Raw genomic sequence first — 9610 nt, forward strand, 5'->3', positions numbered from 1 at the left:
GGGTCGCGACACCCTTGCCCCAATGCTCCTTGCCGATCCAGTAGCCGACGAGGCGGACACCGTCCTGGGGCCAGCTCCCGATGTTGCCCGCGACCTGGCCGTCGAGGAGGATCGTTCGCGTGACCGCCGCAGGGTTGCCGAGGATCTTTGTCGCCCAATGGGCGTCGAAGGCTGCGCGGTCGCGGGCGGCGAAGGCGGCCATGCGCGTGGCGTCGGCGTCGAGTTGTTGCTCGTAGAAGATGGGAAGGTCGTTGGGATCGATGTTGCGGAGTCGTACTTCGTTGCTCATTTGCCTACACCCGGCCAGCCGTCGGTCCATCTGTCTGTTTTCCCTTAGTGATGTGCGAAACAGACAGTGTGCCGAGTGCCGCCTAACGGATCGGCCGCTCACCGGCGCCGACCGCGATGAAATGATGACAAAACACTCGGAGGACAGGAACGCAGAGGTTGGTGTCCGGTGCAGCGGTTGAGTCAGACGGCGGATCACTGGAGGCTCCAAAACGGGCCGGTAAGATGCAGCGAGGCAAGGAGGGATTCGGTCTCGTCAAGAGTGGGTCGGCGCCAGGCTGGATCTCGACGATCATGTGAGTACCACGCTTGTGCGAGTCGCCAAGATTGATCAAGCGACAGCATCGCGCCACGCGGCAGATGCCAAGAGTCGGACCAGCGAGCGACATGCTCTTCCGACCGGAAGAGGAGCATGGTCTTTCAGTTGTAGACGATATCTTGCCACCAGCGACGCGCGGGGATGGCGAAATGGACGATGCCAGTAGCCGGCCCGAGCTGTCCGTCGCGAATCGAGAGGCTCATCGCTTCGCTGCAGCAACCGCAGGAACTCGCGATGCGTGCGTCGGCTTGGAGCATAGCCGGAATACCGAGCGCATCCCAGATGCAGTTGCCGTAGTAGATACGACCCTGGGCGTGAACGGCGAAAGGTGTCGGGACGGCGGAGAACGGGTTGGCCATGAGCACTTCGCGGCTTTCACGCTGGAGCACCAGAGCCCTCGCCGCCGCCAGACGTTCGAGTGACTCGCGCATATCGGCTCGTGATACTCCGAGCCGTTCTGCCAGCTCGTTGACCGTCGGCGGCAAGCCGGCAGATATCGTTGCCTCGTACACGCTGGTGCGAACCTTCACATCTTGATCTTCAGGAGTGCTGAGCATCCGGTGACTTCACCTCCGCTGGCTAACGGCCCGGCGGTCACCTGCCCGGGCACGCCCGAAATAGTATCAAGATTGAGTAGCGGTAGCGCGTGCCCGGAGGGGCGCAGTTGGAAGAGGGTCAGACCTTCGTTTTTCGGTTGGATCGCGCGAATCTGACCGCCGAGGAGATCCACGGAGAGCCGATCAGATGCAGGAGCGTCGGGAGCTCCGGACGTGACCGCGTTGCCGGGACAAGCTCGCTTTTCTAGCTCGGAATGGAAACTCCGTGACATCTCTCCGCCAGGAGTAGAATCCCTCCGAGCCAGAAAATGTGCGACGAAACCGAAAAACGAAGGTCTGACCCCCATCTTCCCCATGTCGTTGTTAGGCCCCATCGCGCACTACGCGAATATCGATTTCCCTGTCAACGTATTTCCACTCTTCTGTGGCACGAAGTTCAGCGACCAATTCATCGAAGGCTGGAGAGTCTGATGGCCCGTACTCGAACCACGTCAAGAAATCGAATGGCTCGTTCTCGCCAACGTCACGACAGTGATGGAGCCGACGGGCAACTGCCGGCAGATACCGTAGCCCGGTCGCTACGTGCTTAGAGCTTTCCTCAAAAATCCTTCGGCGTTCATCTTGGGCGAGGCCCCACCACGACGCGGCCTTGCGAATGGGAATGAGAGCAGCGCAAGTCGCATGAGGGCGACCGAGTGTCGGTTGCCGTACAACAAGCTGGTCTTTCTCGGTTCGAGTTACATAGCGCTCGTTGCTCGTGATTCCACGCAGCACCCATTTTGCACCGTCGGGAACCTGAGGGACGGCTCCAGTGACGATATCCAACCGCTTAACATCGGCAAGGGGATCTCCGACAACGGTGCTGATGTTCGCGACTCGCCATAGACCGGTCCCGCCGCCTACGAAAGAAAAGAGTCGGGCATTCATTTCGATGGCTATCTCCGTTGTGGAGCCTAACGGATCTGCGGTTCACCGGCGCGGGCGACGCGCAGAACGTGAAAGTAAAGGTAGCACGACCGAGCCCGCGTCCGGTGCAACCGTAAGTTAGGTGGCATGCTCGTGCGGCGCGAAGTCACCGATCGGTTCAATCCCAGCGTCTCAAATTCGAAGACTTCGATACTGATCGCGGATAGCCGCTATTTTCGAGCTCCTTGACTACGAGCCCCCAAGCGACCGCATACACAGGCCAGCCAAGTTGACTCTCAACGTGCTGGCGGAGTGCGGGCGATGCAATCAGCGACGCTTTGAACACGGACCGGCTTTCAAGCATGTCGCGGCCCTGTGGCTGGGAGTGCTGAACGAGTATCGAACTGCAGTCGTTGCCAGGCCACGACCACGGCTCACTTCTGGCGCGCTGCCTTGGGTTGCAGGCGCCAGATATCGCCCTGCTGCTCCGTCTGAACCGTCATGATCGTGGAGGCGTCGGCGGCGAGTTTCGTGTTTCTCGTACCGCGGCGCACGCGATCGTCGCCGAACGTGATCCCGGCCGGAAGCGGGCGAACGACGACCTTGCGCGAATCGACGTCGAGGAGGCCGACGTGCTGACGTTCGAAGAACACGACGTGCCTGCCGTCGGGCAGCCATTGAGGAGCCGTGCCGCGCTCGGAGATCTTTTCAAAACGCCTTTTGCCAATGGTGTAGAGGGCTACACCTTCGGCGTGACCACCACGTACATGGTTCACGCCGGCGACGATGCGGCGTCCATCGGGCGACCAGCGGGGGATCTCCGGCGCATGGTCGTCATCGAAGAACGACAGCATCTCCACGCGGTGTTTGAGCGGCCGGTCGAGGTGAACCAGTGCGGCAAAACGATCCGTGGCCGCGATCAGCATCCGCCCGTCGGGTGACGGTGAGGGGTAGTAGAGGACTCGCATCCCTTCTCGCGCGAGAGGCACATCCGTGACTTGCGAGAGGCCGCTGCCGTCCGCGCGGATACTCCAGGCCTGGTAGGCGCCGGCGCGGTTCGAATAGAAGTAAATCGTCTTTCCGTCCGGCGACCATGCAGGATGGCGATCACGCGCAGCGTCGTTGGTGAGCTGTCGCACCTCGGCGCCGTCGGAGCGAGCGACGAAAAGGTCCTCGTGTCGCGCCGCGGTCGTGAACGCGATCGATCGCCCATCAGGGGACAACGCGAAGGAGAAGATGCCGACCGAGGACTCGAGGAGCGGACGGGCGGCACCGACTGTGAGGCTTTTCGCGTCGAATTCATGCGCTACGAGGCGATCGGTGCCCGCCATCGTGGCAAATGCGATTTCTTCCTGTTCGGACAGGGTGAAATGGCCGCTGAATGCCGCCGGCAACGCGAGCGGCTCGGGCTTCCCCTCCACCTCGCCGCTCTCTTCGTCGATCCGAATTCGCCAGAGATTGTCCGTACCATCACGGTCGCTTCCGAAGTAGAGCGCGTCGCCGCGTGGGGACCAGGTCGGGCTCCAATCGAGATGGGCGTCCGATGTCACGCGCACGAGCGTCTCGACCGGCTCCTTGGCGTCGGCTTCGATGGTCCAGATGTCGCGGTTGCTGAACTCATCGCCCAGACCCCAGAACGCGATCCGCTTTCCACTCGGCGACCAGCTTGGCTGTACGGCGTCTGCGCCGCTGCCGGCGATGGCGTGCGCGCCGGCTTGCAGGAGGCGTCGCTTCTCGGCCGTCCGCGTATCGATGATCCATAAGTCGCTCATCGCTTCCCGGTTGCGCGGTGTGAGCTCAGTGCGCTCGGTGGCGATGACCAGTCGCGTTCCGTCCGGCGACCACGAGGGGTTGTACCCGAAGTCCGTCAGGCGGCGGACCGACTCGCCGGTTGCACCCATGACGAAGATTCCGCCGCCGTCACGATCGGAACGGAATGCGATCTGCGAGCCGTCACGCGAAAACGCCGGCTGGTCGTCATCGGCAGGCGAGTCTTTCGTGATGTTGATGGGCGTGCGGCCGTCGACCCGTTGCACGTAAATGTCGCGGTTGCCGCCCCTCGAAGAAACATAGGCGAATGTCGTCCCGTCGGGCGCGAGCGCTGGGAACATCTCCAGACCGGCGTCGAAGGTCAACTGTTGAAACGTTCGCGCTTCCAGTGAGGAAGCATCGGCGGTTCCGCTGCGAAGAAATGCGAGTGCTCCGGCCGCCGCGACCGCTATGGCGGCAGCCACGGCAGCGACGAGCCACCACCGGCGCGAGGTACGGATCGCGGGCGCGGCTCCGCTCACGCTCCCCGAGAAATCCTGCAACGTGCTCAGTTGAAACGCGAGATCGCGCGCCGACTGAAAGCGCTCGCGCGGGTTCTTCTCCAGACAGTGCCGCACGATGCGCTCGGCGGCGGGTGGCAGCTTCGGATTCGCGGCGGTAAGCTCCGGCGGGTCCTCCTTCAACACGGCGTTCATCGTCTCGATCGACGACTCGCCGCGAAAGGCGCGGCGGCCGGAAAGCATCTCGTACAGGATCGCGCCGAGAGAAAAGATGTCCGTGCGGTGGTCGATCGCCTGCGCGCGAACCTGCTCGGGCGACATATACCCGGCCGTCCCCATCACCGTGCCCGGCGAGGTCTGTTTCTGTTGCGTGCGCGATTCATCCTCGGCCGGGGGTTCAGGCGTCACGAGCTTCGCCAGACCGAAGTCGAGGATTTTCACTCGGCCATCGTTCGTGATGAAAAGGTTCTCTGGTTTGAGGTCGCGATGAATGATCCCCTTCTCGTGCGCAACGGCCAGCGCCGCGGCGATCTGCGCGGCGTAGTCAATGGCTTTCCGCAGCGGCAGCGCTGAAGGCGAATCGTCACCGAGCACCCCGCGCAGCGTCTCCCCTTCGAGGAGCTCCATGACGATGTACGGCGAACCGTCGACGGAGCCGACGTCGAAGATCGTCAGCAGCCCCGGGTGATTGAGAGCGCCGGCCGCGCGTGCCTCCTGCTCGAAGCGCCGGAGCCGGTCATCGCTCGCGGCGAACGACTCCGGCAAGACCTTGATGGCCACGTCGCGAGCGATGCGAGAGTCACGCGCCCGCCATACTTCACCCATCCCGCCGGCACCAATGCGCGAAACGACCTCATAAGGCCCGAGCCGTGTACCCGTTATGATGCGCATGAAGAGTGCCCGCATGATCTCGCACTAAGGCTGCGGGAGCAAATCGAATTCAGCGCGGCCGAGGTGAAGAGCGTCCGACCGTAACCGCGCGGGGATAGGCAGATGGATTCAACTTAGAACTCTACCTAACTCTATATTAGTGGACCTACGGGAAACGGGCAATGTGGACCAGCAGAGAATATCGCTTTGATGGGGTGCGGTCAATGCAAAGGCCGATCGGCCGGCCCGGCGTGAAATCGTCGCGAAATCGAGTTGAAGCCCACCATCTGCGTGTCCGAGCCCAAGAGGAAGAGGGTCACACCTTCGTTTTTCGGTGGATCGCGCGAATCTGACCGCCGAGGTGATCCACGGAGAGCCGATCAGATGCAGGAGCGTCGCGAGACCCGGACGCGACCGCGTTGCCGGGACAGTTCGCTTTTCTTGCTCGGAATGGAAACTCCGTGACATCTCTCCGTCAGGGTAGAACCACTCCGAGCCAGAAGATGTGCGACGAAACCGAAAACCGAAGGTCTGACCCCCATTTTCACGACCCCCATTTTCCGATTTTCCGCGGCAGCGGCCATTGCCTCTGCGACATATGTTCAGCTATTCGCCGATGAGGCGCTTCCAGTCGAGGTAGACGCGCAGAGGAGTGCTGTCGCTGGCGTTCCGGATCTCGGCGACGAACCCCTCGCCGTTGGGCAGCGGGTCCCACGCGCCGATCTCGGCAGAGGAGGTGAAGAGCTCCTCCGGCTCTCCGATCGCGGCTCCGCTCTCGGGTGAGATCCGGACGCTCATCATCCCGTCGTCCGTCATCCAGAGGAGCCTAGTCCCATCGGCGCTCCAGCGCGGCCGATTGGCGCTCTCGAGGGAGATCTGCCTGGCGGGTCCCGGTCCCGGAAACGGCTTCACGTAAATCTGCCATTCTCCGGAGGCGTTCGATTGATACGCGACGAAACGGCCGTCGGGGGAGAAGCGCCCCCCCGGCTCGACGAACGGAGACGTCACGAATGGCTCTCTCTCCCCGGGCGAGTCGAGACGCGCGAGCCAGAGGTCTCCGTTGTTGGCGAGATCGGCGCGCGTGAAGTAGAGCAGCCACTTCCCGTCGGGTGAGACGTCGCGCGGCAACTGGCCGTTGGGCTCGGAGACGATGAGCTCGTCTTCCCCCGCTCCGTCGATCGTACGGGCGTAGATGTCGGGCCATCCGGTGCGGTCCCAGGCGTAGAGCAGCCGGCTGCCGTCCGGCATCCAGACGGGGAAGTTCTCCCACCCGCTGTCGAGCGTGAGCCTGCGCTTGGTCCTGCGGTCGAGACCGTGCAGCCAGACGTCGAAGGTGCCCAGCTTCGGGTTCTCCACCGCCACCGCAACCTGGCTTCCGTCCGGCGAGACTCGAAGGTCGCCGATCGCCCCCTCGGTATCGAGCGACCCGATCGATCTGCCGTCCATGTCGAGCAGGTGGAGCTCTCCCGGCGGATCCGGCGCTTCCACGACGAGGACTCCGCTCCTCGATACTGAAAAGCCGGCCCATCCGGTCGGCTTGAAATAGCCTACGTTGGCGAGCACCGTCCGTGGTTCTCCGGTGATCTCGAGCTCATCGACGTCGAAGGGATAGGCGAGAAGCGTCCCGTCGCGAACGGCGAGAAGATAGCCGGGCTCCACGTACTCGACCTCCGAGCCGATCTCCCCGATGAACGTCGTCTCGGCGGAATCGAGGTTTCCCGCGTAGAGCCGCTGGGAATGATCGCGCCGGTTCGGATCCCTCATGTTCGCGGTGAATAGGAACCGCCGTCCATCGGGCAGAAAGGTCGGACTCGAGTGGGCGAACTCGTGCTGATCTCTGTCGAGTGCGGTGATCGTCCGGACCGAGGAGCTGCCCGGATCGATCCTGCTGAGAGGAGCCTCGCCCGTCGCCAGGAGAATGACCCCGTCCGGGCTCCAGGCCCCCTTCGCGACCGAGTCGACCTCCGCGATCGGCTGCGGGGGCCCTCCCGATGCGGAAATCTTCATCAGGTTCCCTTCGTCGAAATAGGCGATCGAGCTTCCGTCGTGGGACCAGAAAAAAGAGGAGCGCGACAGCGGGCCGGTCAGAGGCGAGGCCTCCAGCGAGTCGAGCGGCCGGATCCACAGCCGTGCGCGACCCTCACGCTCCTGGGCAATGAAAGCAATACGCGATCCGTCGGGTGAGACCGAAGCGCTCCACAGCTCACTGTAACGATCGGTCGATCCGGGAATCTCGAAGCTGACCCGCGTCTCGGATACCGGCTTCGGGATCAGCCATCCGGCGAGCGAGGCGAGAATCGCCATGAGAACCAGAGCGGCGGCCCACAGAGCGCGCTCACGGGACTTTCTCCGCTTCAGGACGGGGCTGGCGACGCCCGCCTGCGAGCCCGCTTCGGAGATCCAGCGGAGCTCGGTGGCGATGTCGTGGGCGGACTGCCAGCGGTCCTCCGGGTCCTTCTCCAGACACTTTCGCACCACGTGGTCGAGCGCGGGAGGCGTGAGCGGCTGCACCGTCGAGATCGGCGGGGGCTGACGATCCATGATCGCGGCGATCAGGCTCGCCCGGCTCGACCCCTCGAAGGCGCGGGAACCGGTCGCCATCTCGTGGAGAACCGCGCCGAGAGCGAAGATGTCCGTGCGGGCGTCTGCAGGTTTGCCTTCGACCTGTTCCGGCGCCATGTACTGGAAGGTCCCGAGAATGGTTCCCTCCTCGGTCAGCGGCTTGTGCGCGGTTGGCAGAGCGGTCTCGGCCGGGGGAGGTTCGACTGCTTCGGCCGCGGTCTTCGCGAGTCCGAAATCGAGGAGCTTCGCTCCCGATCTCGTGATCATGATGTTGCCGGGCTTGAGGTCACGGTGGACGATGCCGTGCTGGTGCGCGCGGTGGAGCGCGCTCGCGATCTGCTCGCCATAGCGGATCACCTGCTCTACGGGAAGCGGCCCGCCTTTCAATCGATCGGCGAGATTCTCCCCCTCACAGAACTCCATCACGAGATATTCGGAGCCGTCGATCTCGCCGATGTCATGCAGCGTACAGATGTGCGGGTGGTTCAGAGACGAGACGGCTTTCGCCTCGCGCTCGAACCGGACTTTCAGTTGCGCGTTGTTCGACAGTGCCGCAGGAAGGATCTTGATTGCGACGGAGCGGTCGAGTCGGGTGTCGACGGCACGGTAGACTTCGCCCATCCCGCCGGCGCCGACCGACTCCACAACTTCATACGGTCCGAGCCGCGCTCCCTTTTCCAACTGCATCGACGGCATGAAGTATAGCGCGGCAGTCGTTTTCGACACGATCGCAGAAGGATGAGTGCAGTCCTGTGCTGGGTCAGTGGATATGGGATCGGGTCGCGTTTTCTTGTTAGTTGCTTGTTGGTTGGTGCCAGGTTGTTGGGGCTCAGTGAACTGCAACCGGAAAGTTGCCTCCGCACGCCCTGACTGCTAAGAGGGGTGTTTGAGAGGCGAGGTCCGGCACCCCTGCCGGGGTGCTGCGTGGTTTTGGCTGGAGCAGTGGCGACCGGTGGTTGAATCAACTTAAGGAAGTTGGGGTCAGAGCCAGAAAATCAACTTACGCCGGCAAGGGGAGCCTTCGCACGCTCGCCTATCGGGAGTGCGGCTTAACGATGCAGATGATCGCGGGAGTATCTCGGCGTCACCGGTCAGGGAGTCAAAAATGATCCACGCCGCATTAGAGCTGGAACGCGGCGACCACGCACATGCTGGGAAACTCTGAAGAGGATTCGATCGGCGTTAAGTTGATTTTCTGGCTCTGACCCCAACTTCTTCCTCGCTCGGAATGGGAAACTCCGTGACAATCTCTCAGCCAGGAGTAGAATCCCTCCGAGCCAGAAATGTGCGACGAAACCGAAAAACGAAGGTCTGCCCCCCATTTTCCCAGAAAAGTCCTACCGTTACCGAAACTTTCGTGACACTTCTCCACGAGGAGTAGAATGCTCCCGAACCCGAAAATGCGCGATGAATCGAAAAACGAAGGTGTGGCCCCCATTACCTCCGGAGGCCGTCTCCAGCCGGTAGTGAAGCTACCATAAACCGGAAGTCATGCTACCATAGCGATGCTAACACGGTAATCTTTTTCTGCTCAGGAGGCTTTCAGTGCGCCAACGACAACCATTTCTATTTCTTCTGATCCTGGTGACCCTTGTACTCACTCCGGGACTCGAGGCAGCCACTCCGGCTTCCGGTTCAGTCTCGGATACAAGTCCGATCGTCACCTGGAACGGTGGGCCGCTTCCCTCGACGCTCTCGGCAAACTGCGGCGGCCCCGACGGGACGAGTTGCGACAACTTCAAGCTCGAGATCATTCCCCCCGACTATAGTTTCCAGGTCGATATCATTCTCGTCCCGCAGCTCGCCGACGACTGGGACCTGCAGGTTTATGGTCCTGA

At 62.4% G+C, this 9610-nt stretch carries 6 protein-coding genes; 1 reads left to right on the forward strand and 5 read right to left on the reverse strand.

The features are described 5' to 3' along the window. The 5 genes from KY459_16420 to KY459_16440 all read right to left on the reverse strand — a co-directional run. On the reverse strand, window positions 1-289 hold a 289-nt coding region (locus KY459_16420; GenBank protein MBW3566292.1), incomplete at its 3' end, for a GNAT family N-acetyltransferase. 419 nt (window positions 290-708) lie between these two features. Then, window positions 709-1164: a GntR family transcriptional regulator gene (locus KY459_16425; GenBank protein ID MBW3566293.1), complete on the reverse strand. Its 456-nt coding sequence runs from the start codon at window positions 1162-1164 to the stop codon at window positions 709-711. A gap of 363 nt (window positions 1165-1527) precedes the next feature. Further along, a complete protein-coding gene (locus tag KY459_16430; GenBank protein ID MBW3566294.1) occupies window positions 1528-2091 on the reverse strand; it encodes a chlorite dismutase family protein in 564 nt (187 codons plus the stop codon). A gap of 413 nt (window positions 2092-2504) precedes the next feature. Next, the gene (locus KY459_16435; GenBank protein ID MBW3566295.1) at window positions 2505-5165 is read right to left on the reverse strand and encodes a serine/threonine-protein kinase; all 2661 of its coding nucleotides are present in this window, start codon (window positions 5163-5165) and stop codon (window positions 2505-2507) included. A gap of 651 nt (window positions 5166-5816) precedes the next feature. After that, window positions 5817-8459, reverse strand: coding sequence for a protein kinase (locus tag KY459_16440; GenBank protein ID MBW3566296.1), 2643 nt, complete (start codon window positions 8457-8459; stop codon window positions 5817-5819). A gap of 858 nt (window positions 8460-9317) precedes the next feature. Here KY459_16440 and KY459_16445 point away from each other — a divergent pair. Next, window positions 9318-9610: hypothetical protein (locus tag KY459_16445; protein ID MBW3566297.1), on the forward strand; the 293-nt coding region annotated here is incomplete at its 3' end.

The sequence above is a fragment of the Acidobacteriota bacterium genome, assembly GCA_019347945.1.
Classification (GTDB): domain Bacteria; phylum Acidobacteriota; class Thermoanaerobaculia; order Gp7-AA8; family JAHWKK01; genus JAHWKK01.

What these genes read in the sequence shown, in the direction of transcription:
- KY459_16425 (MBW3566293.1), bottom strand. Translation starts at nt 1,164, where the DNA reads ATGCTCAGCACTCCTGAAGATCAAGATGTGAAGGTTCGCACCAGCGTG.
- KY459_16430 (MBW3566294.1), bottom strand. Translation starts at nt 2,091, where the DNA reads ATGAATGCCCGACTCTTTTCTTTCGTAGGCGGCGGGACCGGTCTATGG.
- KY459_16435 (MBW3566295.1), bottom strand. Translation starts at nt 5,165, where the DNA reads ATGGGTGAAGTATGGCGGGCGCGTGACTCTCGCATCGCTCGCGACGTG.
- KY459_16440 (MBW3566296.1), bottom strand. Translation starts at nt 8,459, where the DNA reads ATGCAGTTGGAAAAGGGAGCGCGGCTCGGACCGTATGAAGTTGTGGAG.